This window comes from Streptomyces sp. NPDC041108, from assembly GCF_055592645.1.
In genome coordinates this window covers 523,818-549,642 of the sequence record NZ_JBVIYK010000001.1, presented here as the reverse complement: position 1 = coordinate 549,642, position 25,825 = coordinate 523,818, and the positions used below count along the sequence as shown (strand labels likewise).

Annotated in this window: 24 protein-coding genes; 13 read left to right on the top strand and 11 right to left on the bottom strand. The window is 72.1% G+C overall.

Annotation, left to right across the window (positions count from 1 at the left end; genetic code table 11):
- Positions 1-112: 112 nt before the first annotated feature.
- The 3 genes from ACZ6BB_RS02255 (at position 113) to ACZ6BB_RS02245 (ending at position 3,817) form a co-directional block, all read left to right on the top strand.
- Positions 113-1,615 (top strand): IucA/IucC family protein, encoded by a 1,503-nt coding sequence (locus tag ACZ6BB_RS02255; RefSeq protein WP_471613437.1) that lies wholly within the window; start codon positions 113-115, stop codon positions 1,613-1,615.
- Between the two features lie 109 nt (positions 1,616-1,724).
- Complete coding sequence (locus ACZ6BB_RS02250) at positions 1,725-3,002, top strand: VWA domain-containing protein (protein ID WP_471613436.1); 1,278 nt, start codon at positions 1,725-1,727, stop codon at positions 3,000-3,002.
- The gene (locus ACZ6BB_RS02245) at positions 3,002-3,817 is read left to right on the top strand and encodes a hypothetical protein (protein ID WP_471613435.1); all 816 of its coding nucleotides are present in this window, start codon (positions 3,002-3,004) and stop codon (positions 3,815-3,817) included. Before ACZ6BB_RS02250 ends, ACZ6BB_RS02245 begins: the two co-directional genes overlap by 1 nt.
- 122 nt (positions 3,818-3,939) lie before the next feature.
- Here the strand turns inward: ACZ6BB_RS02245 and ACZ6BB_RS02240 are convergent, their stop codons facing one another.
- Positions 3,940-4,572: a winged helix-turn-helix transcriptional regulator gene (locus ACZ6BB_RS02240; RefSeq protein ID WP_471613434.1), complete on the bottom strand. Its 633-nt coding sequence runs from the start codon at positions 4,570-4,572 to the stop codon at positions 3,940-3,942.
- Between the two features lie 86 nt (positions 4,573-4,658).
- On the opposite strand from ACZ6BB_RS02240, the gene ACZ6BB_RS02235 reads away from it, so the two are divergent.
- On the top strand, positions 4,659-5,867 hold the full coding sequence (locus tag ACZ6BB_RS02235) for a pyridoxal phosphate-dependent aminotransferase (RefSeq protein ID WP_471613433.1): 1,209 nt from the start codon (positions 4,659-4,661) through the stop codon (positions 5,865-5,867).
- A gap of 18 nt (positions 5,868-5,885) precedes the next feature.
- On the opposite strand, the gene ACZ6BB_RS02230 is transcribed toward ACZ6BB_RS02235, so the two are convergent.
- Positions 5,886-6,539, bottom strand: coding sequence for a class I SAM-dependent methyltransferase (locus ACZ6BB_RS02230; protein ID WP_471613432.1), 654 nt, complete (start codon positions 6,537-6,539; stop codon positions 5,886-5,888).
- A gap of 66 nt (positions 6,540-6,605) precedes the next feature.
- On the opposite strand from ACZ6BB_RS02230, the gene ACZ6BB_RS02225 reads away from it, so the two are divergent.
- The 5 genes from ACZ6BB_RS02225 (at position 6,606) to ACZ6BB_RS02205 (ending at position 11,548) form a co-directional block, all read left to right on the top strand.
- Positions 6,606-7,172: an HAD domain-containing protein gene (locus ACZ6BB_RS02225; protein ID WP_471613431.1), complete on the top strand. Its 567-nt coding sequence runs from the start codon at positions 6,606-6,608 to the stop codon at positions 7,170-7,172.
- Between the two features lie 9 nt (positions 7,173-7,181).
- Positions 7,182-7,781 carry a histidine phosphatase family protein gene (locus ACZ6BB_RS02220; protein WP_471613430.1) on the top strand — a complete coding sequence of 200 codons (600 nt, stop codon included), beginning with the start codon at positions 7,182-7,184 and terminating at the stop codon, positions 7,779-7,781.
- A 45-nt stretch (positions 7,782-7,826) separates the two neighbouring features.
- Complete coding sequence (locus tag ACZ6BB_RS02215) at positions 7,827-8,480, top strand: hypothetical protein (protein WP_471613429.1); 654 nt, start codon at positions 7,827-7,829, stop codon at positions 8,478-8,480.
- Positions 8,481-8,564: 84 nt separating this feature from the next.
- A complete protein-coding gene (locus tag ACZ6BB_RS02210) occupies positions 8,565-8,987 on the top strand; it encodes an acyl-CoA thioesterase (RefSeq protein ID WP_471613428.1) in 423 nt (140 codons plus the stop codon).
- A gap of 362 nt (positions 8,988-9,349) precedes the next feature.
- Positions 9,350-11,548 carry an alpha-N-acetylglucosaminidase gene (locus ACZ6BB_RS02205; protein ID WP_471613427.1) on the top strand — a complete coding sequence of 733 codons (2,199 nt, stop codon included), beginning with the start codon at positions 9,350-9,352 and terminating at the stop codon, positions 11,546-11,548.
- A gap of 183 nt (positions 11,549-11,731) precedes the next feature.
- Here the strand turns inward: ACZ6BB_RS02205 and ACZ6BB_RS02200 are convergent, their stop codons facing one another.
- From ACZ6BB_RS02200 to ACZ6BB_RS02175, 6 genes are all read right to left on the bottom strand, one after another.
- A complete protein-coding gene (locus tag ACZ6BB_RS02200; RefSeq protein ID WP_471613426.1) occupies positions 11,732-13,111 on the bottom strand; it encodes an 8-oxoguanine deaminase in 1,380 nt (459 codons plus the stop codon).
- A gap of 10 nt (positions 13,112-13,121) precedes the next feature.
- The gene (gene pucL, locus ACZ6BB_RS02195) at positions 13,122-14,018 is read right to left on the bottom strand and encodes a factor-independent urate hydroxylase (protein WP_471613425.1); all 897 of its coding nucleotides are present in this window, start codon (positions 14,016-14,018) and stop codon (positions 13,122-13,124) included.
- Between the two features lie 3 nt (positions 14,019-14,021).
- Entirely contained in the window at positions 14,022-14,414 is a 393-nt protein-coding gene (uraH, locus tag ACZ6BB_RS02190) for a hydroxyisourate hydrolase (RefSeq protein WP_471613424.1), read from the bottom strand.
- Entirely contained in the window at positions 14,411-14,929 is a 519-nt protein-coding gene (gene uraD / locus ACZ6BB_RS02185) for a 2-oxo-4-hydroxy-4-carboxy-5-ureidoimidazoline decarboxylase (protein ID WP_471613423.1), read from the bottom strand. Before uraD ends, uraH begins: the two co-directional genes overlap by 4 nt.
- Before the next feature lie 82 nt (positions 14,930-15,011).
- Positions 15,012-15,377 (bottom strand): helix-turn-helix domain-containing protein, encoded by a 366-nt coding sequence (locus tag ACZ6BB_RS02180; protein WP_471613422.1) that lies wholly within the window; start codon positions 15,375-15,377, stop codon positions 15,012-15,014.
- Positions 15,374-15,625, bottom strand: a complete 252-nt coding sequence (locus ACZ6BB_RS02175; RefSeq protein WP_471613421.1) for a hypothetical protein — start codon at positions 15,623-15,625, stop codon at positions 15,374-15,376. The genes ACZ6BB_RS02180 and ACZ6BB_RS02175 overlap by 4 nt, the downstream gene beginning before the upstream one ends.
- Positions 15,626-15,762: 137 nt before the next feature.
- On the opposite strand from ACZ6BB_RS02175, the gene ACZ6BB_RS02170 reads away from it, so the two are divergent.
- Positions 15,763-16,602 (top strand): TIM barrel protein, encoded by an 840-nt coding sequence (locus ACZ6BB_RS02170; protein ID WP_471613420.1) that lies wholly within the window; start codon positions 15,763-15,765, stop codon positions 16,600-16,602.
- A gap of 82 nt (positions 16,603-16,684) precedes the next feature.
- Entirely contained in the window at positions 16,685-17,575 is an 891-nt protein-coding gene (locus ACZ6BB_RS02165) for a 2-hydroxy-3-oxopropionate reductase (protein ID WP_471613419.1), read from the top strand.
- 986 nt (positions 17,576-18,561) lie between these two features.
- Here ACZ6BB_RS02165 and gcl read toward each other — a convergent pair.
- Positions 18,562-20,346 carry a glyoxylate carboligase gene (gene gcl / locus ACZ6BB_RS02160; RefSeq protein WP_471613418.1) on the bottom strand — a complete coding sequence of 595 codons (1,785 nt, stop codon included), beginning with the start codon at positions 20,344-20,346 and terminating at the stop codon, positions 18,562-18,564.
- Positions 20,347-20,626: 280 nt separating this feature from the next.
- Here gcl and ACZ6BB_RS02155 point away from each other — a divergent pair, with 280 nt between their 5' ends.
- Positions 20,627-21,331 carry a hypothetical protein gene (locus ACZ6BB_RS02155; RefSeq protein ID WP_471613417.1) on the top strand — a complete coding sequence of 235 codons (705 nt, stop codon included), beginning with the start codon at positions 20,627-20,629 and terminating at the stop codon, positions 21,329-21,331.
- A 22-nt stretch (positions 21,332-21,353) separates the two neighbouring features.
- On the opposite strand, the gene ACZ6BB_RS02150 is transcribed toward ACZ6BB_RS02155, so the two are convergent.
- Positions 21,354-22,946, bottom strand: coding sequence for an AMP-binding protein (locus ACZ6BB_RS02150; protein WP_471613416.1), 1,593 nt, complete (start codon positions 22,944-22,946; stop codon positions 21,354-21,356).
- Positions 22,943-24,622, bottom strand: coding sequence for an AMP-binding protein (locus ACZ6BB_RS02145; RefSeq protein WP_471613415.1), 1,680 nt, complete (start codon positions 24,620-24,622; stop codon positions 22,943-22,945). Before ACZ6BB_RS02145 ends, ACZ6BB_RS02150 begins: the two co-directional genes overlap by 4 nt.
- 101 nt (positions 24,623-24,723) lie before the next feature.
- On the opposite strand from ACZ6BB_RS02145, the gene ACZ6BB_RS02140 reads away from it, so the two are divergent.
- On the top strand, positions 24,724-25,623 hold the full coding sequence (locus tag ACZ6BB_RS02140) for a response regulator transcription factor (RefSeq protein WP_471613414.1): 900 nt from the start codon (positions 24,724-24,726) through the stop codon (positions 25,621-25,623).
- The last annotated feature ends 202 nt before the right edge of the window (positions 25,624-25,825 follow it).

Genomic DNA, 25,825 nt, shown 5'->3' with positions numbered 1-25,825 from the left:
TCCGCCGCGCCGCCGTCGGGCGTCGCGGCGGAGTCGGGCGGGCAGTGGTCGTACGCCGATGCCGATACCGATGCGGGTTCCGTGCCCGTCCCTCACCCGAGGAGCCCGTTCCGTGGACCGTCACCCGTTGTCCGACGCCGAGGCGACGCTGGGCGCCGAACTGGGCGCCGTGCGCCCCGATCTGGCGCTGCCGTACACGGCCGCCCTGCCCGGCGCCCGAGCGGCCGTGCTGTCCCGGCTGTGGCGCGGCCTCGTCCATGAGCCACTGCCGTGGGTGGTGCGCCGGGACACTGCCGGGGCCGACGGCGTCACGCTCCACCTCGCCGACGGCCGCCGGCTGCACGGCCCGGCCGTGGACCCGTACGACACCTCCGCGCACACCGACGAGGTGTGGTGCGACGAGCGGCCCCACGACCGTCCGGCGCGGCTCATGGCCGCCCTCGCGGTGCCGCACAGCGCCGCCTTCGCCGTCGAGCTCGACCACAGTGTGGCCTCGCTGGCGCTGTCCCGGGCCGATCGGCCGGCGGCCGCCGCCGACCCGGTCACCGGCTGGGAGTGGGAGCAGCTGATCGTCGACGGCCATCCGTTCCACCCCAACTGCCGTTCCCGCCCGGGGTTCTCGGCGGTCGACCAGCTCGCCTACGGGCCGGAGCACCGGCAGGTCGTAGGGCTGGGCCTGGCACCGGTGGAGGAAGCGCTGGTCGTCGGGGAGTGGCCGGCCGAGTTCCGGGACGGTGGCCGGGTGCTGGTGCCGGTGCATCCGTGGCAGGCGGCCCATGTGCTCAAGTGCCCGCTGGGGGAGGTGATCGAGGCGCACCCCCTGATGTCCCTGCGCACCCTCGCCCTCGCGGACGGCGGCCCGCACGTCAAGACCGCGCTGAGCGCCCGGCTGACCTCGTCCGTCCGCGACATCTCGGTCTACTCCATCGAGACGTCGGCGATCGTGTCCGACTTCATGACGGAGGTCGCCGCCCGCACCGGGGGACTGCTGCACGTCACGCGCACCCTCGGCGCGGTCACCGCCGGTTCGCCCGATCTCGCGGCGGTGCTGCGCGAGTCGCCGGAGACGTACGCGGACACGGCGACCGGCGAACGGGTCCTGCCGGTGGCCGCGCTCGCGACGACCGAGCTGCCCCGTTCGCCGTCCTGGCTGGCGGACTTCGCCCGGCTCGCACTCACGGTCTCCCTCCGGCTGCTCGACCTGGGCGTGGCCCTGGAGGCGCACGGCCAGAACCTGCTGGTGGTCCTGTCCCCCTCGGGTGCCCCCCGCCGGCTCGTCTACCGGGACCTCGCGGACATCCGGGTCAGCCCCGCGCGCCTCGCCCGGCACGGCGTCCCCGCCCCGGCGATGACCGGCCGCATCGTCACGGACGACGAGACCGTCCTGCGTCGCAAGCTGTTCGGCGCCCTGATCACGGGCACGCTGGGCGCCACGGCCGGTTCGACACCTGTGCTGCGCGAGGCGCTGTCCACCGCCCTGCGGGATCTGCCGCGCACGCCCGATCTGGGCACGTTGCTGGAGGGGCCGGTACCGACGAAGGCGTTGACGCTGATGCGCCTTTCGCCGGAGAGGCCCGGCGACATCTGGGCGGAGGTGCCGAGTCCGCTGCGGTGAGCGGCCGGGTCCGAAGGGGCCGTGCTCGCGCGTCGTCCGTCCGGTGAACGGATCGTCGACAGGCGGTCTCGTTTTGAAGCGTGACCCTCCGGATCAATAGGATCCGCCGATGATCACAAGACAAAGGCTGGCGACAGGGGCGTTCGTCCTGCTCGCCGTCCTGACGGCCGGGATCGCGGTCCCGTCCACGGCTGTCGCCGACGAGATTTCGGCCACCGCGCCCAAGGTCAACCTCCTGCTGGACGTCAGCGGTTCGATGCGGGCCAAGGACATCGACGGCCAGTCCCGCATGTCCGCGGCGAAGCAGGCGTTCAACGAGGTACTGGACGCCACGCCCGAGGAGGTCCAGCTCGGCATCCGCACCCTGGGCGCCGACTACCCGGGCGACGACCGGAAGACGGGCTGCAAGGACACCGCGCAGCTCTATCCGGTGGGGCCCCTGGACCGCACCGAGGCGAAGACGGCGGTGGCGACGCTCGCCCCGACCGGCTGGACCCCGATCGGCCCGGCGCTGCTGAAGGCGGCCGACGACCTGGAGGGCGGCGAGGGCACCAAGCGCATCGTGCTGATCAGCGACGGCGAGGACACCTGCGCCCCGCTCGACCCGTGCGAGGTGGCCCGCGAGATCGCGGCGAAGGGCATCGGCCTGACGATCGACACGCTCGGCCTGGTCCCGAACGCCAAGATGCGGCTCCAGCTGAGCTGTATCGCCGAGGCGACCGGTGGCACGTACACCTCGATCGAGCACGGCGACGAACTCACCGACCGCGTCAACCAGTTGGTCGACCGCGCCGCCGACCCGGTGGTCGTGCCGAAGGCCGTCGAGGGTGCCGAGGCATGTGCGAAGGCGCCGAAGCTCACGTCGGGGCTGTACACCGACCGTGAGGAGTTCGGTCGACAGCGCTGGTACCGCGTGGACGTGGAGCCCGGTCAGGAGCTGCGCGCCTCGGTGAGCGTCGCGGCCGACCGTGACGTCAACCCGGACTACGGGGTGCTGCTGCGCGCGGTGACCGCCGAGAACCGCGAGATCGTCCGCGGCGAGGCGGCCGGCAACGGCCGTACCGACGTCATCTCGACCGGTCTGCGCTACCCGAAGGCGGAGGCCGAGGACGAGGACGACTCCACGGACGCGGACAGTGCCGAGACCGTGTGCCTCCAGGTGACCCACTCCTACTCACCGGCGAGCGGGGTGAAGACCACGCCCGGTCTGCCGCTCGAGATCACCGTCGACGTCGTGGAAGGGCCCGACCGGGCCGGCGATGTGGCCTCCTTCGGCCTGGGCCGTGGCTGGTGGCTGCTGGGTGTGCTGGTGCTCGTCGGGTTCCTGGCGGGTGTGCTGTGGGGCTGGCTGTCACGCTGGCGGGTCGCGGTCTGGAGGACCAACTGATGCGGATCACACGTGTGCTGGGCGCGGCCCTGCTGATGCTCGGCCTGGCCGTGTCCCCGGCGGTCGCCGACTCCACTCCCTCCGCGAGCCCCGCGAAGGACGGTGACGCGCCCACCGAGGCGGGCACCTCCTTCCGTACGGCCACGGAGTTCGAGCAGGGCGAGACCGCGACGGCGAACGCCTCGACCGGCGACTACCTCTACTGGTCGTTCCCGGCCGACGCGGGGCAACGGCCCACCGTACGGGCGACCGTGAAGCTGCCCGAGGGCGCCGGGTCCTCCTCCACCTGGCAGATCGACGTGTACGACGGACTGCGGCGCCGCCAGGCCTGCCAGTACGGGGCGCAGACCCGGACCGCCGGGGCGGGGGCGGCCTCCGTCGAGCTGTCCTGCACCCTGCGCACGGTGCGCGCCTGGTCGGAGCCGTGGGCCGACGATCCGCTGCCGGGCACGTACTACCTCCGCCTCACCACGATCCGGCTGGCCACGGCCGACCTGGGGCTGCCCGTCGGCACCGAGGTCGGCGTCGAGTCGAAGGACATGGGCGGTGCCGCGGCCGTCGACGGCGCGCTGGCACAGCCGCTGGTGCCCGGCATCGCCGTCACCTCGGCCCAGGAGGAGGCCGAGGACGACTCCTCCGCCGAGGCCGTCCTCTCCTCGCTCGAACCCGACGACGGCTGGTCCTCGGGCTGGTGGAGCGACCGCTGGGTGTGGACGGCACTGGGCGCCGCGCTGGCGGCGCTGGCGGGCATCGGCGGCTACACCCTGACCCGGGGCTCGGGCCGCCCGGCCCGGGTACCGCCACCGGGCGCCTGACCGTCGCCCTTCGCGCAGTTCCCCCCGCCCCGGAAACGCTTTCAGGCCCGCAGGGCCTGGGCTTTCAGGGGCGCGGGGAACTGCGCGAGCGGCCCCACCGGAGCCGCGGCCGACGACGAACCTCACGCCTCCCGCAGCTCCTTCGCCAACGCCCCCTCCCCCACCACCTCGACCGACCCCCGTCGCACAGCCTCACGCAACCCCAACTCCCCGCGGCCCAGCGCACCGCAGGTCTCCGCGTCGAAGGACAGCCGCGCGTCCGCCTCCCCCGACGCGGCCCCCTCCCCGTACACCGGCCCCTCCCCGGCGCCCACCCGCAGGTGGAACTCCCCCTCCTCCAGCCGGACTTCGACGATCCCGGCGGTCGCCCCCTCCAGCGCACGCAGCAGCGGCAGCGCGAACCAGTGGGCCCGCACGGCGTCGGTGGGCCGCCGCTCCCCGAGCGCGCCTTCCCCCCACGCCCCGAGCGCCTGCAGCACCGGCAACAACTCACGCCCCCGCGCGGTGAGTTCGTACACGTAGGCCGCCCCCGGCGGAGGCAGCCGGCGGCGCGTGGCCAGCCCGTCCCGCTCCATGTCCTTCAGCCGCGACGCGAGGACGTCCGTGCTGACGCCCGGCAGGTCCGCGTGCAGGTCCGTGTAGCGACGCGGCCCGGCCAGCAGCTCCCGCACGATCAGCAGGGTCCAGCGGTCACCGACGAGGTCGAGCGCCCGAGCGGCGGAACAGTACTGGTCGTAGCTTCGGCGAGGTGACATGGGACGCAGTCTAGACATGTCGTTGGACTTTCCAAGCGCCTACTTGGTAAAACCAAGCAACACAACGTACCGGAGGGCGAGAGCGCATGGAGTTCCGGCAGTCGAGCAAGCTCAGCGAGGTCTGTTACGAGATCCGCGGACCCGTGATCGAGCAGGCGAACGCCCTGGAGGAGGCGGGCCACAGCGTCCTGCGCCTCAACACCGGCAACCCCGCGCTCTTCGGCTTCGAGGCACCGGAGGAGATCCTCCAGGACATGATCCGGATGCTGCCGCGGGCCCACGGCTACACGGACTCGCGCGGCGTCCTCTCGGCCCGCCGCGCGGTCGCCCAGCGCTACCAGGACCGGGGCCTGGACGTCGACGTGGACGACGTCTTCCTCGGCAACGGCGTCTCCGAGCTGGTCTCCATGGCCGTGCAGGCGCTGATCGAGGACGGCGACGAGATCCTGATCCCCGCCCCCGACTTCCCCCTGTGGACGGCGGTCACCACCCTCGCCGGCGGCAAGGCGGTGCACTATCTCTGCGACGAGCAGGCCGACTGGTACCCGGACCTGGACGACATGGCGTCGAAGATCACCGACCGCACCAGGGCCGTCGTCATCATCAACCCCAACAACCCCACCGGCGCGGTCTACCCGAAGGAGATCATCGAGGGCATCCTCGACCTCGCCCGCCGCCACGGCCTGATGGTCTTCGCCGACGAGATCTACGACCAGATCCTGTACGACGACGCCGTGCACCACTCGGCCGCCGCGCTCGCCCCCGACCTGGTCGTCCTCACCTTCTGCGGCCTGTCGAAGACGTACCGCGTCGCGGGCTTCCGCTCCGGCTGGCTGGTCGTCTCCGGCCCCAGGCAGCACGCCCGCGATTACCTGGAGGGGCTGACGATGCTGGCCTCCATGCGGCTGTGCGCCAACGCGCCCGCCCAGTACGCCATCCAGGCCGCTCTCGGCGGCCGCCAGTCCATCACCGAGCTGACGACGCCGGGCGGCCGCCTGTACGAACAGCGCGACGTGGCCTGGGAGAAGCTCAACGAGATCCCCGGCGTCTCCTGCGTCAAGCCCAAGGGGGCCCTCTACGCCTTCCCCCGGCTCGACCCCAAGGTCCACAGGATCCACGACGACGAGAGGTTCGTCCTGGACCTGCTCCTGCGCGAGAAGATCCAGGTCGTCCAGGGCACCGGCTTCAACTGGCCCGCCCCCGACCACTTCCGCATCCTCACCCTCCCCCACGCGGACGACCTGGACGCGGCGATCAGCCGGATCGGCCGGTTCCTGAGCGGGTACCGGCAGTAGCGGACCCGGCCGCACTCGTCACTCCTCGGCCTTGCGGGCCAGCAGCTGGATCTCCTTGAACTGCCTGCGGTCGGTGGGCTGCGGCTCGCGCACCATCCGGGCCACCTCGGCCAGCCCGCACTCGCGCAGCAGCGCGGCGAGGTGATCGGGCCACCAGCGATGGGCGGGCGCGACCGTGTGGTCGAAGACCTGCGTCGGACGGGACGGGCCCTCGCTCGCCGAGAAGCCGATGAGCAGGTGCCCTCCGGGCGCCAGCACACGGTGGAACTCCGCGAGCAGGAGCGGGACTTCGGGAGGCGGGGTGTGGATGACGGACCACCGCGACAGGACGCCGCCGAGCACACCGTCCGCGATGTCCAGCGCGGCCATCGAGCCCACGTCGAACCGCAGGCCGGGGTGAGCCTGCCGGGCCAGTTCGATCATCGCGGGCGAGGCGTCGACACCGAACGCGTCCAGCCCCGACCCGGCGAGATGAGCGGTGACATGGCCGGGCCCGCACCCCAGGTCCGCGACCCGGCCGTCCCCGCTCGCCCGCGCGACCTCGGCGAAGGCGCCCAGGATCGCGCGGTCCAGGGGGCTGTCCCGCAGGGAGTCGCCGAACATCTGCGCATAGGTGGAGGCGACGGCGTCGTAGGCCTCGCGGGTGGCACCGAAGGGATCGTGTAAGACCATGCCCGCGACAGTAGTTGCCGGCGCCGGTACGCGCGCAGACCACCCCGGCATGGGTAGACCTCCCCCATGACCGACCGCCCCCTGCTCCTCCTCGACGTCGACGGTCCCCTCAACCCCTTCGGCGCCCGGTGGCGTCCCCGCGGCTATGTGACCCGCCGGGTGCATCCCTCGAACTGGTCCTCGCGCCAGAAACCGGGGTCCCGCCGGCTGCGCCGGGGCCTGCGGATCCGGTTGAACCCGGCGCACGGGGAACGACTGCTCGCGCTGCCCTACGAATTGGCGTGGGCCACGACGTGGATGCACGAGGCCAACGAGATGATCGGGCCGGTGATCGGGCTGCCCCGCGACCTGCCGGTCATCGAGTTCGGCAACCTCTTCGTGCCGGACGCGGACGGGCTCTACTGGAAGACCCGGCGGGTCCTGGAGTGGGCGGCGGGACGGCCGTTCGTCTGGGTCGACGACATGATCACCGACCTCGACGTCCGGCATGTGGCCGAGCACCACGACACACCGGCCCTGCTGCTGCGGATCGATCCGCGCCGGGGTCTCGGGGAGGAGGAGTTCACGCAGCTGGAGCGGTGGGCGCGCGCCCTGGGAGGCGGCCCGGAGGGCGTCGGCGGGGCAGGATCGTAGCCTGGGGACATGGGTGATCTTCTTCTGGTGCGGCACGGGGAGACCGAGTGGTCGGCGTCCGGGCAGCACACGAGCTGGACCGACATCTCACTGACGGACCACGGCCGCGAGCAGGCGAGCGGCCTCGCCCCCCTGCTCGGCTCGCACCGCGTCGGCGCCGTCTTCGTGAGCCCGCTGAAGCGGGCCCGGGAGACCGCGGAACTGGCCGGGCTCACCGGGGCGCGCGTCGAGGCGGATCTCGTCGAGTGGGACTACGGCGGGTACGAGGGCGTCACGACCGTCGAGATCCATCGCACACGGCCGGACTGGTTCCTGTTCACGGACGGGGTCGCGCCCGGTCCGCCGGAGCACCCCGGGGAGAGCCCGGAGGAGGTCGGGGCGCGCGCGGACCGGATGCTGGCGAAGGCCCACGCGGCGCTGGGGAACAACGAGGGGAGCGTGGTACTCGTGGCGCACGGGCACTTCCTGCGCGTCCTCACGGCCCGCTATCTCGGCCTGCCCGCCTCCGGCGGCGCGCTGTTCCAGCTGGCCACGGGCACGGTCTGCCGCCTCGGCACGGAGCACGGGCGCCCGGTCGTCGCGGGGTGGAATGTCAGACCCTCCTCGTAGCCTTCCGAGTGGAGTGCTCAGCGGGCTCGGGTGAGGGAGGGTGCCGTGACACGACCGCCGACCGCCGCCCAGCGGCGGATCATCGACGCCGCCGAGCCGGTGACCGGACGGCTGACGGGCACGGCGGCGCAGCTGGCCGCGCTGGTGAAGCGGGGGCTGGCCTTCCGGCATCCTCGTCCGCCGCACGGCCACTTCCTGACACCGGCCGGGCACCGCGTACGGGAGACGGCACCGGACGGTGTCCCGGAGGCGGCGCCCGAGGACGCCGGCACCGCGCCCGCCGAGACCGGTGTCTTCGCCGCACGGGTCGGCGGCGAGGAGACCGCCGCCCGCGGTCCGGCCCGCGACCGAGAGGTGCACAGCGCCTGGCAGGGACTCCTGGAGCTGCGCCGGATGACCAATCCGGGCGGCGCCGCGGACCGCCCCTGCGGCTGGGAGCGCGCGCATCTGGTGCGGGCGGCCGCGCTGGCCCTGGAGGCCGCGGGGCACCGGCCGGCGGACGCGGACACGGCGCCGACGCACGGGGGTTACCGCGTGCGGGCCACTCCGCAGCCGGAGGCCGTCGCCGTGCGGGAACCCGACACGGCGGCGCTGGCGGCCTGCGCGGCGACGCTGGAGGGTGCGGGCTGGCAGGTGAGCGAGCACACCGATCCGCGTACCCGGGAGCGGTATCTGCTGGCCTCGCCGAGGCGTGCCTAGCCGAGGACCGGGCACGCTTAGCTGAGCAAGCGCTCAGTAAGCTGGTGGGCGTTCCGTTCGCCTCAGTGTCAGGTAGGGGAAGTCATGGCCGAGCCGTTTTCCGTTCCGGTGACCGTGCGGGGGTACGAGACCGATGTGCAGGGGCACCTGAACCAGAGCGTGTACCTGCAGTACGGCGAGCACGCGCGCTGGTCGCTGCTGCAGGCCGCCGGGATCCGCCAGGCCGACCTGATGGCGCAGGGGGTCGGGCCGGTGGCGCTGGAGACGACGATCAGCTACCGGCGCGAACTGCTGGCCGGCGACGAGGTCGAGGTGACGTGCGCCTTCGTATGGGGTACGGGCAGAGCGTTCCGCATCGAGCAGACCGTCCGCCGGACGGACGGCACCGTCGCGGCCGAGATCACCGGCGTGGGCGGCCTGATGGACCTCAAGCTCCGCAAGCTGGTGGCCGACCCCAGGGAGTACTTCCGGACGCTGGCGAAGGACCCCACGCTGTTCGGCCTGTGACCGTACGCCCCCTGCCGACAGGTCCGCGCGCCCCGGCCCGGCATCCGGGACACGCCCCCGGCGACATCGGCAGCACCGCCCCCGAGCGGGTACGCGGGTTCCGGCCAGGACCCCCTCCCCCGCGCCACGCCACGGACGGCCGCACGCGTCGGACGGCCCGTCAGCCACCCGGCGGCCACCCGGTCATCCGGTCATCCGGTCGCCACCGGCGATCCCGTCGCGGCCCGCGCGAAGGCTGCCCGCCGGTACGGAAGGAGTCGTTCATGCCGGGTTCTCCCCCGTGTGGCCCCATGTCTGCGCACAAGTACGGTTTCAGCGGGTATTCCTGCCACGGCGTACCCCCACCGCACCCCGGAGACACCATGCCGCTCGCCCGTCGTGCCCTGCTCGCCGCACTCGCCGCCGGTCCCGCCGTGGCCTGCACCCGGGCCCGTGCGATCCCCTCGGACGACACGCCCCGTGCCGACAGGGCGCTGCGCACGGCCTCGGCGGCGGCCCGGCGGCTGCTGCCGGACCACTGGCGGCAGATCACGTTCACGGACGGGAGGGAGTTCGACACCTTCCGCGTGTCGGGGAGCACCGGGCGCATCACGATCGCCGGTGACACACCGGCCACCCAGCTCACCGGCCTCAACTGGTACTTGCGGCACATCGCGTACGCCGAGATCAACTGGGCGGGCGAGCAGACGGACCTCCTGCCGCGCGAGCTGCCCGGTCTCGACGGGACCGTCGACCGCCGGGCCAACGTCACCCACCGCTTCGCGCTCAACGACACCAACGACGGCTACACGGGCGCGTACCTCGACTGGACGTACTGGGAACGCGAGCTGGACGTGCTGGCGCTGCACGGCTACAACGAGGTTCTCGTCTACGCCGGCGCGGACGCGCTGTACCACCGGGTGTTCCAGGAGTTCGGGTACACGCAGGAGGAGCTCCGGGCGTGGGTGCCGGGCCCGGCCCATCAGCCGTGGTGGCTGCTGCAGAACCTGTCCGGCTTCCCCACCCCCGTCTCCCGGCAGCTCCTCGACGCGCGGGCCGCCCTCGGCCGCCGGATCGCCGACCGGGCGCGCGAGCTGGGGATGACCCCGGTGTTCCCGGGTTACTTCGGGACGGTCCCGGCCGGATTCGCCGAGCGGGTGCCAGGGGCGCGGACCGTGCCGCAGGGCGAGTGGATGGGCTTCACGCGCCCCGACTGGCTGGACCCGCGCACGGAGGAGTTCGCGCGGGTGGCGGCGGCCTTCTACCGGACGCAGGACGAGATGTTCGGCCCGTCGGCCCTGTACAAGATGGATCTGCTGCACGAGGGCGGCGACCCGGGGGACGTGCCCGTCGCCGACGCGGCCAAGGGTGTCGAGCGGGCGCTCCAGCGGGCGCACCCGGGAGCCACCTGGGTGATTCTCGGCTGGCAGCACAACCCGCCGCGCGCGATCGTCGACGCCGTCGACAAGCAGCACATGCTCGTCGTCGACGGACTCTCCGACCGCTTCCCCACGGTCACCGACCGGGAGGCCGACTGGGGCGCCACCCCGTACGCCTTCGGGTCGATCTGGAACTTCGGCGGCCACACCGCGCTCGGCGCGAACACCCCCGACTGGGCCGCGCTCTACGAGAAGTGGCGCACCAAGGACGGCAGCACCCTGCACGGGATCGCCCTGATGCCGGAGGCGGCGGACAACAACCCGGCCGCCTTCGCCCTCTTCTCCGAACTGGCCTGGCGGGAGGGTGAGCTGGACCTGAAGACCTGGTTCGCCGAGTGGGCGCACGCCCGATACGGGGCCCGTGACCCGCATGCCGAGGCGGCCTGGGACATCCTGCGCCGCACCGCGTACGGCACCACCCGCACCGACTCGTGGAGCGAGGGCGCCGACGGCCTGTTCGGCTCGCGGCCCGCACTCGACGCCGTACGGGCCGGCCGCTGGTCGCCCAAGCAACTCCGTTACAGAGCGGCCGACTTCGAGCCCGCGCTCGGCGAGATGCTGCGGGTGCGGCCGAATTTGCGGGCGTCCTCCGCCTACCGCCGCGACCTGCTCGACGTGGCCCGCCAGGCGCTGTCCAACCGCAGCCGGGTCATGCTGCCGCAGATCAAGGCCGCCTACGACGCCAAGGACACCGCGCGGCTGGCGACGGCGAGCCGTGACTGGCTCTCCCTCATGGATCTGCTGGACGAGCTGGTGGCCACCGACTCCCGTCATCTGCTGGGGCGTTGGGTCGCCGATGCCCGTTCCTGGGCCGTGGGCGCCACCGAGCGGGCGGAGCTGTCGTACGACGCCCTGTCGCTGCTGACCGTGTGGGGCACGCGGGAGGGCGCGGACGCGGGACTGCGCGACTACGCCAACCGGGAGTGGGCGGGGCTGGTCGGCGGGCTGTACCGGTTGCGCTGGGCGACGTACTTCGAGGAGCTGCGGGCCGCGCTGGCGGAGGGCCGGGCACCGAAGAAGATCGACTGGTTCGCCCTGGAGGATCGCTGGGCACGGAACCCGGGGCCGCTCGCGACCGAGCCGACCGGGGACACGTACACGGTCGCGGCACGGGTCCGGGACCGGCTCGCGGCCCTCGCCTGACGGATCGCGGCCACCCGCCGCCGGCCCCGGGGGCTCCCGGCCGGCGGGCGGCGGGCGGCAGCGCCGGTGTCCTGGGCGGTCCCCGGGGCGCACGTTCGTCGCGCCCCGGAGACCGCCGCCGCGGACCGCGTCGGGTCCACGGCTCCGGCCGAGGGCCGTCCCCCTCGACCGGAGTTCAACGGGTCACGCCTCGGCGGCGATCCGCGCCAGACGTCGGGCCTCGTCCCTGGTGGAGCGGGCGATAGCGTCCTCGTCGACATGCAACAGGCGTCCGTTCTCGACGATCTGACGGCCGTTCACGAACGAGGCCGTGACCGGGGCCGCCGCGCCGAAGACCAGGGCGGTCACCGGGTCGGCGATCGAGGCGTGCGCGAGGGTGTCGAGTTTCCACAGCACCAGGTCGGCGAGCTTGCCCGCTTCCAGGGAGCCGGTCTCGGCCGCGCGGCCGAGGACCTGGGCGCCGCCGTACGTCCCGAGGCGCAGGGCCTGACGGGCGTCGAGGGCGGCCTCCCGGTGTGCGCCGAGCCGGTTGATGAGCAGCGCGTTGCGCAGCTCGGTGTGCAGCTCACCGGACTCGTTGGACGCCGTGCCGTCGACACCGAGGCCGACCGGGACGCCGGCCGCGAGCATGTCCGGGACGCGGGCGATGCCGGCGGCCAGACGGGCGTTGGACGAGGGACAGTGGGCGACACCCGTCTTCGTCCGGGCGAAGGCGGCGATGTCGGAGTCGTTCATGTGGACGCAGTGCGCCATCCACACGTCCTCGCCGAGCCAGCCCGTGGACTCGAAGTAGTCGGTGGGGCCCATTCCGAACAGTTCCTTGCAGAACTGCTCCTCCTCGACGGTCTCCGAGCCGTGGGTGTGCAGCCGTACGCCGAGGCGGCGGGCCAACTCGGCTCCCTCCCGCAGAAGTTCGGTGGAGACGGAGAACGGCGAGCAGGGGGCGACGGCGACCTGGGTCATCGCGTCGAAGGAGGAGTCGTGGTGCTCCTCGACCGTGGCCTCGGTCGCCGCGAGGGCGCCGTCGAGGGTCTCGACAGCGAAGTCCGGGGGCAGTCCGCCGTCCTTCTCGCTGCGGTCCATGGAGCCGCGGGCGAGGGTGAAGCGGACGCCGGTCTCGCGGGCGGCGCGGATGATCGCGCCGGACAGGTCGCCCGAGCCCTTCGGGAAGACGTAGTGGTGGTCCATCGCGGTGGTGACGCCTCCGCGGGCCATCATCGCCAGGGAGCCCTGGGCGGCCGCGTAGACCATCTGCTCGTCGATGCGCGCCCAGGTCGGATAGAGCGCGACGAGCCAGTCGAAGAGGTTGTGGTCGGTGGCGAGGCCCCGGGTGATCCACTGGTAGTAGTGGTGGTGCGTGTTGACCAGGCCGGGGGTCACGAGGTGGCCGGTGGCGTCGATGCGGCGGACGACGTCCGACAGGCCCTCGGGGGCCCTGCCCGCGCCGAGCGACTCGATCCGGTTGCCGGCGATGACGACATGGCCGGTGGCGTACTCGGTGTCGTCGGCGTCCACGGTCGCGATCGAACAGTTCTCGATCACGATGCGCTGAACTGCTGTCATGGTGCGCCCCTCAGAGGTTGGTCAGGTCCGCGGGGATCCTCGCCTCGCGCCCGTCCCGCAGGACGGTCGCCTCGATCAGGCCGTAGGGCCGGTCGGCGGCGAAGTACACCTCGTTGTCGTTCTTGAGGCCGAACGGCTTCAGGTCCACCAGGAAGTGGTGCTTGTTGGGGAGCGAGAAGCGGACCTCGTCGATCTCGTCGCGGTTCTCGATGATCCGCGAGCCCATCTGGTAGAGGGTCTGCTGGAGCGAGAGCGAGTAGGTCTCGGCGAAGGCCCGGAGCATGTGCTGCTTCGTCTGCTCGTACGACGTGTCCCAGTCGGGCATGTCCTGTGTGTCGTCGGTCCAGTTGAAGCGCCAGCGGCCGGACACCTCGGTGGCGAGGATGCGGTCGTGCGCCTCGGGCAGGGTCGTGTACGTGTCCTTGACGTAGCCCCAGAACTCGGAGTCCGTCGAGTTCATGACGGTGAGGTCCTTGAGGCCGGAGACGACCTCCCACGACGAGCCGTCGTAGGTGATCTGCGCCAGCCGGGTCTCCCGGCCCGTGCGGACGAACGAGTGCGCGCCCTCGCCGCCGTGCTCGATGCGGTCCCAGGCGTACTCCTCGACGCGTATGCGGGCCCGGTGGATGGCCGGCTGGGAGGTCACGAAGTGCCGGGCCAGGTGGATGCCGAACTGCTCGGCGGACTCGATGCCGTGCTCCTTGGCGAACGCGTACACCGTGTTCTTGGTGGTGTCGGTCGGCAGGACGTTGGCGTTGGAGCCGGAGTAGTGGACCTCGTCCATGTCGCCGCTCAGCGACACCGAGACGTTCAGGTCCTTGATGTGGTGGGTGGCGCCGTCCCGCGTGATCTTGACGACCCGGTTCTCGGCCTTGCCGTACTGGTTCTGTCCCAGGATGGTGGGCATGAGCTAGCTCCCTCGGTATACGGAGTAGCCGAACGGGTTGAGCAGCAGCGGTACGTGGTAGTGCTCCCCGGCCAGCACGGCGAAGGTGATCGCCACCTCGGGGAAGAACACGGCACCGCTGTCCCGGTTCGCGGGGGCGTCCTGCTGCGCATCGGCTTGCTTCTTCAAGAAGTACGGTTCGACCTCGAAGTCGAGCCGTACGTGGCTGGTCCCCTCCGGCGGCGCCGGCAGGTCCTGGCACCGCCCGTCCGCGTCGGTCGCGGAGCCGCCGAGCGCCTGCCAGTCGGCGTCCCGGCCCGCACGGACCGAGAGCCGGACGGCGACGCCCTCTGCGGGGCGGCCCACGCTGGTGTCCAGGATGTGCGTGGACACGGAGGCGGTGGTGCTCGTGCTCATGACGATCGGTCCTCTTCGACGACGCGGGCGAGCCGGATACGGTTGATCTTGCCCAGTTCGACGCGGACGATCTCGCGTTCCCGCTCCGGCGCGTTGCCGATCCGCTCCCTGACCGCGTCGCGCATCTGCTCGGCGCTGCGGCCGGTCGCGCAGATCAGGAAGACATGGCCGAACCTCTCCTGGTACGCCAGGTTCAGTTCGAGCATCTCGGCCCTGAGCGCGTCGTCGGCCGAGGCCATCCCGGACTGTTCCCGGGCGGAGGTCGGGTCGCCGGGCGTGGGGCGGCCGATCGGCGGGTGGCCGGCCATGGCCTCGGCGAGGTCGTCGGCGGTCAGCCCGGCCATGGCGGTGTCGCTGGTGGCGTAGAGGTCTTCGGCGGTGGCGTACGGCCGGGCGGCCAGCAGCCGCTTCACCCAGGCCGTGGAGGCACACGCCTCGTGGAGCACGGCGTGCGCAGCGGGCTTCTCCAGAGCGTTGAACCGGGCCAGGCCCGGGGGCACGGATGTCGGCGTCATGCGGTCAGCTAACGCTCCCGCACGACATCGCGTCAACACTTTGTTGAAAATTCGGGCGCCGAAGCCCTCCGAACTCCGCTTCCTACTGCTTGTCCCGGTTCAGGTAGTTGTAGACGGTGAAGCGGCTGACGCCGAGCGCGCTCGCCACGGTCTCCACGCCGTGGCGCACGGAGAAGGCGCCGCGCGCCTCCAGCATCCGTACGACCTCCTGCTTGGCCCTGCGGTCGAGGTCGGCCAGCGGCCGGCCCTTCTGGCGCTCCAGCGCGGCGAGGATGTGGTCCAGGGACTCGGCGAGCTGCGGCAGACGTACGGCGACGACGTCGGCACCCTCCCAGGAGAGGATGACGTCGTCGGGGCCGGCCTCGCCCGGCGGCAGCATGAGCCCGCCCATGGCGTCGACCAGCGGCTTGACCGCCGCGAGGAAGGGTTCGTCACCGGCGCCGGTCACTCGCCGTCCTCCCCGAGCACATTGATCTGCAGCGAGATCCGGGTGGCACCGGATTCCAGGGTCCGCCGCAGCAGGGCGTCCACGGTGGTGAGCACCACGTCGGCACCCCCCTCCGCGGTGTTGCCGAACGGGCCGACGTCGACCGCGTCCAGAGCGGCCGCCTCGACGACCTCACGGGCCACGAGCGCGTGCGCCGGGGCCTCGTCCAGGTCGAAGGGCTCGGTCGTGAACTCCACTCTCAATCGCACGGGCACAACCTAACGCGCGGCACCGTTTTCCACCGAGCCCTCTTGACAAGCTCCGACGACCGACGGCAATCTTCCATTAAGCAGAAAATAAATTCCACAATATGGAAACCGGTACGGAAGGGAGCGCCTGAGGCCCCATGGGATTCGCGGAGCAGCGCTACACCGTCAACCTGTCGATCCTCTTCACCGAACTCCCGCTCCTGGAGCGCCCCGCGGCGGCGGCCGCGGCCGGCTTCACCGCGGTCGAGCTGTGGTGGCCCTGGGTCGACTCCCCCACCCCCGCGCGGTCCGAACTCGACGCCCTCCGCGGCGCGTTGGAGGACGCGGGGGTGCGGCTCACCGGGCTGAACTTCTACTCCGGCGTCCTGCCGGGGCCGGACCGGGGCGCGCTGTCGATCCCGGGCGAGGAGGCGGAACGCTTCCGCGCCAACATCGAGGTCGCCGCGGCCTTCGCCGAGTCGGTCGGCTGCACGGCGCTCAACGCCCTGTACGGCAACCGCGTCGACGGCGTGGACCCGGCCGAGCAGGACGCGCTGGCCCTGGACAACCTGGTGGCGGCTGCCCGCGCGGCCGACCGGATCGGGGGGATCGTGCTGATCGAGGCCCTGAACCGGGTGGAGTCGCCGCGGTACCCCCTGGTGTCGGCCCCGGCCGCCGTCGGTGTCGTCGACCGGGTCGACGAGGCGTCGGGCCTCGGCAACGCGCGCTTCCTGATGGACCTCTACCACCTGTCCATGAACGGCGAGGACCTGCCGCGGGTGATCGCCGAGTACGCCGCGAGGACCGGCCATGTACAGATCGCCGACAACCCCGGTCGCGGCACTCCCGGCACCGGCGGCCTCCCGCTGGATGATCTCCTTGAGCAGCTGGCCAAGGCCGGTTACGAGGGTCTGGTCGGCCTGGAGTACAAGCCGGGCGACCGGCCGAGCGCCGAGTCCTTCGAATGGCTCCCCCGCGAGGCCCGCGCGACCCGCTGAGCCCCCGCCGTCGCAGGCCCGCCGCGCGTCGGTGGCCCACTCCCCGAAGACGCAGCAGAGCAGTCAGAGAGGCACCCTCACCATGAGCACTCTTCCCAAGGTCGCGTGGATAGGTCTCGGCATCATGGGGTCCCCCATGTCCGAGAACCTGATCAAGGCGGGTTACGACGTCACGGGCCACACCCCGGAGCAGGACAAGCTCGACCGGCTGGCCGCCGCCGGCGGGACCGCGGCGGCCTCCGTCGCCCAGGCCGTGCGCGACGCCGACGTCGTCATCACGATGGTGCCCGCCTCTCCCCAGGTCGAGGCGGTCGCGTACGGCCCCGACGGCATCCTGGAGAACGCCCGGCCCGGCACCCTGCTGATCGACATGTCCTCCATCACCCCGCGGACCTCCGTCGCGCTGGCCGCGGCCGCGAAGGAAAAGGGCATCCGGGTGCTGGACGCCCCTGTGTCCGGCGGTGAGGCGGGCGCGGTCGAGGCCGTGCTGTCCATCATGGTCGGCGGCGAGCGCGCCGACTTCGCCGAGGCCGAGCCGCTCTTCGAGGCGCTCGGCCGGACCATCGTGCTGTGCGGCCCGCACGGCGCCGGACAGACCGTGAAGGCCGCCAACCAGCTGATCGTCGCCGTGAACATCCAGGCGTGCGCCGAGGCGGTGGTGTTCCTGGAGAAGTCCGGGGCGGACCTGACGGCCGCGCTCGACGTACTGAACGGCGGGCTCGCGGGGTCGACCGTGCTGACCCGCAAGAAGGACAACTTCCTGAACCGGGACTTCGAGCCGGGGTTCCGCATCGACCTGCACCACAAGGACATGGGCATCGTCACCGACGCCGCCCGGACCGTGGGCGCCGCCCTGCCGGTCGGCGCCGTGGTGGCCCAGCTGGTCGCCTCGCTGCGCGCCCAGGGCGACGGCGGCCTCGACCACTCGGCCCTGCTGCGGGCCGTGGAACGCCTCTCCGGCGCCCGGGTCTGAGGCGAGCCCCCGACTTCCGGTCCGCGGCGGCGCCGACATCTGTCCTGTCGCGCCCAGGCACCGCCGCGGGCCGGAACCACCGTTCCGGGTACGCCGACCTCCTGAGCCGCGTCGGCGGCGCGCCTCGACGCCGATACGCCTCCTGACGGCGGGTGAGGGTCTGGCCGACGCCAGGAAGGCGCCCCCGGAGTGCGGGAACCGCCTCATCCGGCGATCGACTTCATGCATTTCCCGACGGCGTCCGGTCCCTGGTGATCACTCATCAGCCATCGGACGCACCGCCCGCGACCGTTTCCGACCACCCGGATGAGGGGTGCGTGACGGACGCCCGCGGGCACGGCACGGACCGCGGCGGCGTGCGCGCCAGTGCGGTGGTGCAGGCTCCGGCCCGCGTCTCGACGTGAGGGACGCGGAACCGGCGCCGACGCACCCGCCGCGGTCCGTCCCTCGACGGAGAACGTCCGCGTACCGGCGCTACCGCCGCACCTGACCGTTGGGAATCGACGAGGACCGGACCGCGCCCCGCGGTCCGGTCCTCGCCTGCTGCCGCCGGCCCCGGTCCGGTCCGGACAACCCGATCACCGGCCACCGCTGAAGGACGACGGCCTACGCAAGCGTGCGTAGGCCGTCTACGGAACCCTCAAATCAACCTCTGAACCCGTGCGTGGGGGCTTCAACCACCAGTGGGACAGGGCACATTCTCGACACATGAGGCCCGCCGGCACGGGGGCGGCGGGCCTCGACGGGGGAAGCCTCCACGGGGGAACGCGGAGGCACGGGGGAACCACGGGGGATCGGGGGAAACGGGGGCCCGGGGTCGGGGGAGACCCGGGGGCGACGGGGGAGGCCCTGCGGCGGCACGGCACAGCGGCTCGCGTCCTGCGAGGTCGCGCCGCCGCAGGGCCTCCCCCCGTCCGTCGTCCCGCTCCCCCCGGACGGATGCGGCCCGCCCCCGGACGAGCCGCACGCGACGTCCGTACGGCCCCTCAGACCCGCAGCGGCCTGATCGACGTGGGCGCGTGGCCCGGCTCCGTCGCGGTCTCCTCGAACTCCACCACATTGCCGATGTCGTTCGTCGTGGACATCGAGATGTCGGTGACGCGCTCCAGGATCGCCTCGACGACGACCGGCACCCGGTACTCCGCCGCGAGCTTCTTCGCCTGTTCGAGGGCGGCGCCCAGGTCGGCCGGGTCGGTCACCCGGATCGCCTTGCACCCGAGTCCCTCGGCGACCTTGACGTGGTCGACGCCGTAGACGCCCAGCTCGGGCGAATTGACGTTCTCGAACTCCAGGTTGACCTGGAAGTCGATGTCGAAGGCGCGCTGGGCCTGGCGGATGAGGCCGAGGTAGGAGTTGTTGACCAGGACGTGCACGTACGGGATGCGGTGCTGCGCCCCGACCGCCAGCTCCTCGATCATGAACTGGAAGTCGTAGTCGCCGGAGAGAGCGACGACGGACGCCTCCGGGTCGGCCTTCGCGACGCCGAGCGCGGCCGGGACCGTCCAGCCCAGCGGTCCCGCCTGGCCGCAGTTGATCCAGTGGCGCGGGTGGTAGACGTGCAGCATCTGGGCGCCGGCGATCTGGGAGAGGCCGATCGTGGAGACGTACCGGGTCTCGGGACCGAAGGCCCTGTTCATCTCCTCGTAGACGCGCTGCGGCTTGATCGGGATGTCGTCGAAGTGCGTACGGCGCTGCAGGCGGGCCCTGCGGTCCTGCGCGGCCGCCGCCCACGCGGAGCGGTCCGGCAGCCGGCCGGCCTCCCGCAACTCCCGTGCCACCGTGACGAACAGTTCCAGAGCGGCCCCGGCGTCGGAGGCGATGCCGTAGTCGGGGGCGAAGATCCGGCCGATCTGGGTGGGCTCGATGTCGACGTGGACGAACTTCCGTCCGGCCGTGTAGACGTCCAGCTTCCCGGTGTGCCGGTTGGCCCAGCGGTTGCCGATGCCGAGGACGAAATCGGACTCCAGGAAGGTCGCGTTGCCGTAGCGGTGCGAGGTCTGCAGACCGACCATGCCGGCGTTCAGCTCGTGGTCGTCGGGCAGGACGCCCCAGCCCATCAGCGTGGGCACGACCGGAATCCCCGTCAACTCAACGAATTCCACCAGGAGTTCGGCGGCATCGGCGTTGATGACACCGCCACCCGCCACGATCAGCGGCCGCCGCGACTCGTTCAGCAGCCCGATCGCCTTCTCGATCTGGGCACGGGTGGCGGCCGGCTTGTAGACCGGGAGCGGCGCGTAGGTGTCGGGGTCGAACTCGATCTCGGCGAGCTGGACGTCGACGGGGAGGTCGACGAGGACCGGCCCCGGCCGCCCCGAGCGCATCAGATGGAAGGCCTGCTGGAAGACTCCGGGGACCTGCGCGGCCTCCAGCACGGTCACGGCCATCTTGGTGACCGGCCTGGCGATGGAGGCGATGTCGACCGCCTGGAAGTCCTCCTTGTGGATCACGGCCGTGGGTGCCTGGCCCGTGACGCAGAGGATCGGGACGGAGTCACCGATGGCCGAGTAGAGCCCGGTGATCATGTCCGTCCCGGCGGGTCCCGACGTGCCGATGCACACGCCGATGTTGCCGGGGCGGGCGCGGGTGTATCCCTCGGCCATGTGCGACGCGCCCTCGACGTGCCGTGCCAGGGTGTGCTGGATCCCTCCGGCGGCCTTCAGGGCCGCGTAGAAGGGGTTGATCGCCGCGCCGGGGACACCGAACGCGTCACGGACACCCTCGCGCTTGAGGATCTCGACTGCCGCGCGGGCAGCGGTCATACGAGCCATTGCGTACTCCTGCTTCAGCTGCCGGAGCCACTCCCGTCGCGCCCCGCGGTGAGCACTTCCGTCATCCCGTCAGTTGACGTTTCCGCACCCCCTTGACTTCCGTGATGCGGAAAATATTTTCTGCTATCTGGAATTAGACTAGGAGGGGTGGCAGGGAGCGTCAAGGGCGCGGGCGGCTGCGATCCACCGCGGCCTCTCGGGGTGTTCGCCTGCCGGAGCGGCCCCGGCTGGAGGACGATGGGGGGGCGTTTCGAGGCCGCTCGGTGGTGGGGTGGAGAGCATGGACGAGAGCATGGTGGTGCGGTGCCCGGACTGCGGGCGGGAGCATCCGTACGCCGCTCCGGCGTATCCCTGTGCGTGCGGCACACCGGTCGCCCCGCCCCTGAACCGCCGCGCCGGCCCCACCTCCGTCACCCACCACACCTGGGACGAGGACTGGATCACCGTCCGCTGCGGAGGCTGCGGACGCGCCGGCCAGTGGCCCCACCCGGAGCTGGGCTGCGCCTGCGGGACCGTACTGCGCGTGCCCGTCGCCGGCACCCCCGCGTCACCGGACCCCGACGGCGCCCCCGGCCCCGCCGGAGCGCCCGCCGGACCCCGGGCGCTCTTCCGGCCCCTGACCATCCGCACGGCCCGTGACGCGGTCACCGCCGTCGCCCTCTATCTGCGCCGGCTGGGCTACCGGGACGTCCGCCGCGCCGACCAGCGTCAGCCGTCCGGCATCGGCCTGGCCGCGCGGGGTGTGCTGGCCCAGGTGGACCCGTCGGTCCGCCCGGCCTCGATGCGCGACGTCGAGTGCCTGTGGCTGACCGCCATGACGGAGTCCACCGGCTGCGCCTACTTCTCCCTCGCCGGGTACACCGACGACGCCCGCGACCGCGCCGACGGCCTGGGCGTCTGTCTGTTCGTGCTGGACCTCACGGGCACCCCGCAGCCGGTGAACGGCGCGGCGACGGAGCTGGTCGCCCTGGGCGCGGGGGCCTGAGTCGGCGCTCGTCGCGCGGCGGCTATCCGGTGGCGTACCGCTCCCGCAGCTCGATCTTCCGCACCTTCCCCGACACCGTCATCGGGAAGGAGTCCAGGACGCGCAGCGCGCTCGGGATCTTGTAGTGCGCCAACTGCCCGTCGCAGTAGGCCCGCAGCTCCTCCAGGGTGGGCGGTTCCGCGCCCTCGTGCGGGATGACGCAGGCCAGGACCTCCTCGCCGTACCGCTCGTGCGGGAGACCCACCACCTGGACGTCGGCGATCTTCGGGTGGCCGTACAGGAACTCCTCGATCTCGCGCGGGTAGATGTTCTCGCCGCCCCGGATGATCATGTCCTTGATCCGGCCCACGATCTCGACGTAGCCGTCCTCGCGCATGGTCGCCAGGTCGCCGGTGTGCATCCACCTGCCGGCGTCGACGGCCTCGGCGGTCTTCTCCGGCTCGTCCCAGTAGCCGAGCATCACGCTGTAGCCGCGGGTGCACAACTCCCCTGCCGTGCCCCGCGGTTGCGTCACCCCGGTCACCGGGTCGACGACCTTCACCTCGATGTGCGGCAGGACGCGGCCGACGGTGGCGGTGCGGTGTTCCAGGTCGTCCTCGCGCCGGGTCTGGGTGGAGACGGGCGAGGTCTCGGTCATGCCGTAACAGATCGCGACCTCCCTCATGTGCATCTCGGTGACCACCCGCTTCATCACCTCCACCGGGCACGGCGAGCCCGCCATGATGCCGGTGCGCAGGGAGGAGAGGTCGTACGCGCCGAAGTCGGGGAGGTTCAGCTCCGCGATGAACATGGTCGGTACGCCGTACAGGGAGGTGCAGCGCTCCTGCTGGACGGCCTCCAGGGTGGCCCTCGGATCGAAGGAGGGGGCCGGGATGACGACACAGGCGCCGTGCGAGGTCGCCGCGAGGTTGCCCATCACCATGCCGAAGCAGTGGTAGAACGGCACCGGCACGCAGATCCGGTCCTGCTCGGTGTAGGCGAGCGACTCCCCCACGAAGTACCCGTTGTTGAGGATGTTGTGGTGGGACAGGGTGGCCCCTTTGGGGAAGCCCGTGGTGCCCGAGGTGTACTGGATGTTGATGGGGTCGTCGCAGGACAGTTCCTCGTACGGCACCGGGGTCCCGCGGGCGATCAGCGCGTCCCAGCCGGGGTCGCCGATGTAGACGGCCTCGCGCAGCCGCGGGCAGCGGGCGCGTACCTGCTCGACCATCGCCCGGTAGTCGCTCCCCTTGTGGCCGAGCGAGGCGAACAACAGGCTGACGCCCGCCTGATCGAGGACGTACTCCACCTCGTGGGCGCGGTAGGCCGGGTTGATGTTCACCATGATCGCGCCGATGCGTGCGGTGGCGTACTGGACGAGTACCCACTCCGGGCAGTTGACGGCCCAGATACCGACCCGGTCGCCCTTGGCGACGCCGCTCGCGCGCAGCGCGTACGCCAGCGCGTCGACGTCGGCGGCGAACCGGGCGTACGTCCAGCGGCGCCCCGACGGCACGTCGACGAGCACCTCGCGGTCCGGCCATGCCGCGACCGCGCGGTCGAGGTTGACGCCGATGGTGTCGCCGAGCAGGGCGGTGCCGCCGGTGCCGTGGGTGTAGGACGGCTCGCCGCTCACCGGAAGTCCTCCTCGCGGTACTCCGCGTCCGAGCCCGCGGCGGTGGCCTCGCGCAGCGCGATGCGGCGGATCTTGCCCGACACGGTCTTCGGCAGCTCGCCGAACTCCAGGCGGCGGAGCCGTTTGTAGGGTGCGAGGACGGTCCGGGAGTGCTCGAACAGCACCTTCGCGGTGTCCGGGCCCGGCTCCCAGCCGGCCGCCAGCACGATGTACGCCTTCGGCACGGCGAGGCGCACCTCGTCCGGCGCGGGCACGACCGCCGCCTCGGCGACCGCGTCGTGCTCCAGGAGGGCGCTCTCCAGCTCGAAGGGGCTGATCTTGTAGTCGCTCGCCTTGAACACGTCGTCGGCGCGTCCCACGTAGGTGATGTAACCGTCCTCGTCGCGCGAGCCGATGTCGCCGGTGCGGTAGAAGCCGCCGGCCATCGCCTCGGCCGTACGGTCCGGGTCTCCGTGGTAGCCGGTCATCAGGCCGACCGGGCGGTTGGAGAGGTCGAGGGCGATCTCTCCCTCGTCGGCGCCGGGGGCGCCCGAGACGGGGTCGAGGAGGACGACCTCGAAGCCCGGGCCGGGCCGGCCCATCGAGCCGGTCTTCAGCGGCTGGCCGGGGCTGTTGGAGACCTGCACGGCGGTCTCGGTCTGGCCGAAGCCGTCACGGATGTCCACCCCCCAGGCCCGGCGCACCTGCTCGATGACCTCGGGGTTGAGGGGTTCACCGGCGGCGACGACCTCGCGGGGCGGGGTCTTCAGCCGGGTGAGGTCGGCCTGGATGAGCATTCGCCACACGGTCGGCGGGGCACAGAAGGTGGTCACTCCCACGCGGTCCATCTCCGACAGCAGCCGGCCCGCGTCGAAGCGGGTGTAGTTGTGGATGAACACCGTCGCCTCCGCGTTCCAGGGGGCGAAGAGGTTGGACCAGGCGTGCTTGGCCCAGCCGGGCGAGGAGATGTTGAGGTGCACGTCGCCGGGCTTCAGACCGATCCAGTACATGGTCGCCAAGTGGCCCACGGGGTACGACACATGGGTGTGCTCGACCAGCTTGGGCCGGGCGGTCGTGCCCGAGGTGAAGTACAGCATCAGCGGGTCGGTGGCGTTGGTCGGCCCGTTCGGCTCGAAACGGGCGGCGGCCGCGTACGCCTCCTCGTAGGGCCGCCAGCCGTCCACCGTGCCGCCGACGGTGGTACGGGTGTAACGGCCGGTCACGTCATCGAACTTGGGAGCGTCCTCGGCCCGTACGATCACATGCCTCACCCGGCCGCGCTCCACCCGGTCGCGCAGGTCGGCGGGGCCCAGCAGCGGGGTGGCGGGGATGACGACGGCCCGCAGCTTCATCGCGGCGAGGGCCGTCTCCCACAACTCCGCCTGGTTGCCGAGCATCACGAGGATGCGGTCGTCGGCGCGCACCCCCCGGTCCCGCAGCCGGTTGGCGACCCGGGAGGAGCGCTCGGACATCTCGGCGAAGGAGACCACGGTCTCGGTGCCGTCCTCCTCGACGATGTGCAGCGCGGTGCGGTCGTTCCCTGTTGCGATCACGTCGAACCAGTCGAGCGCCCAGTTGAAGTACTCCGGGCGCGGCCAGGTGAAGCCCCGGTAGGCCGTGGCGTAGTCCTCACGATGGGCCAGCAGGAAGTCCCGGGCGGCCCGGAACTCGTCCGTGGCGCTCGTCCTCGCCGACATGTGTCCTCCTCATTGCCGGACCGTTGCCTGACATCGTGTAATGCGTGATGGACGTCTCACCACCCCCGAACGGGGGTGCGCCGCGCGGAAGGGGTGCGTTCGTGGCATCGGAAGCCTCGGATTCCGTCGGGACGGCACGGTCGGGAAGGGCGGACCTGCGGGGCGCGCTGCGCACGCTGCGGCAGGCCACCGGCCTGCCGCTCGCCTTCGCCGGGCTGGTCGAACCCGGCCCCGGGCAACTGCGCATCAGCGAACTCCAGGGCAACCGCACGACGGCGCTCCAGGGCCTAGCCGTGCACTCCGGCAACGGCCTCGGCGGCAAGACGGTGGCTCTGGCCCGCCCCTGCTGGGTGACCGACTACTCGCTGTCACGACAGATCAGCCACGAGTACGACGCCGCCGTCGCCGCCGAGGGCATCCGCTCGGTCCTCGCGGTACCCGTCGTCGTACGCCGCCAGGTGCGCGGGGTGCTGTACGGCGCACTGCGCGCGGCTCAGCCGCTGGGCGACCGCACGGTGGGGGCCGCACTGGACGCGGCGCGGGACCTGGAGCAGGCGCTGGTGGTGCGGGACGAGGCACGGAACCTGCTGGCCACGGCCCGGGCGGGCGCCGAGCACGGCGACTCGGCCGGGGCGTGGGAGGAGGTCCGTGAGGCGCACGGGGCGCTGCGTGCACTGGCCCCGCGCATCGACGATCCGGCGCTGCGGGCCGAGCTGCTGCGGGTGTGCGGCCGGCTGGCGGGCGCGTCCGCCTCCGGCGAGGACGCCGCCGGTCCGGCCGCGCCCGTCCGGGACGGCGGTGGGCGCGTCGCCCTCACCGCGCGTGAGGTGGATGTGCTGGCCTGTGTGGCGATGGGTGCGACGAACGCGGTCGCGGCGGAGCGGCTGGGGCTGCGTCCGGAGACCGTGAAGGCGTATCTGCGGTCGGCCATGCGCAAGCTGGGGGCGCACACCCGGCTGGCGGCGGTGGTGGCCGCCCGCCGGGCGGGGCTGCTGCCGTAGCGGGCGCTCGCCCCGGGGCCGACGGGCGTGTCGCGGGGTCGCCCGTGCCCCGTGACGAGGGTGTTGCGGACACGGGCTTTCATGTAACAGGCATGTGAAATTCCTTATGCCGTACCCTTCCTGTTATTTCCCACACCGGGCCTACGTTCCGAAATTCAAAGACTGGACGCCTAATATTGGCCCGGACACGACACTCGAGGGG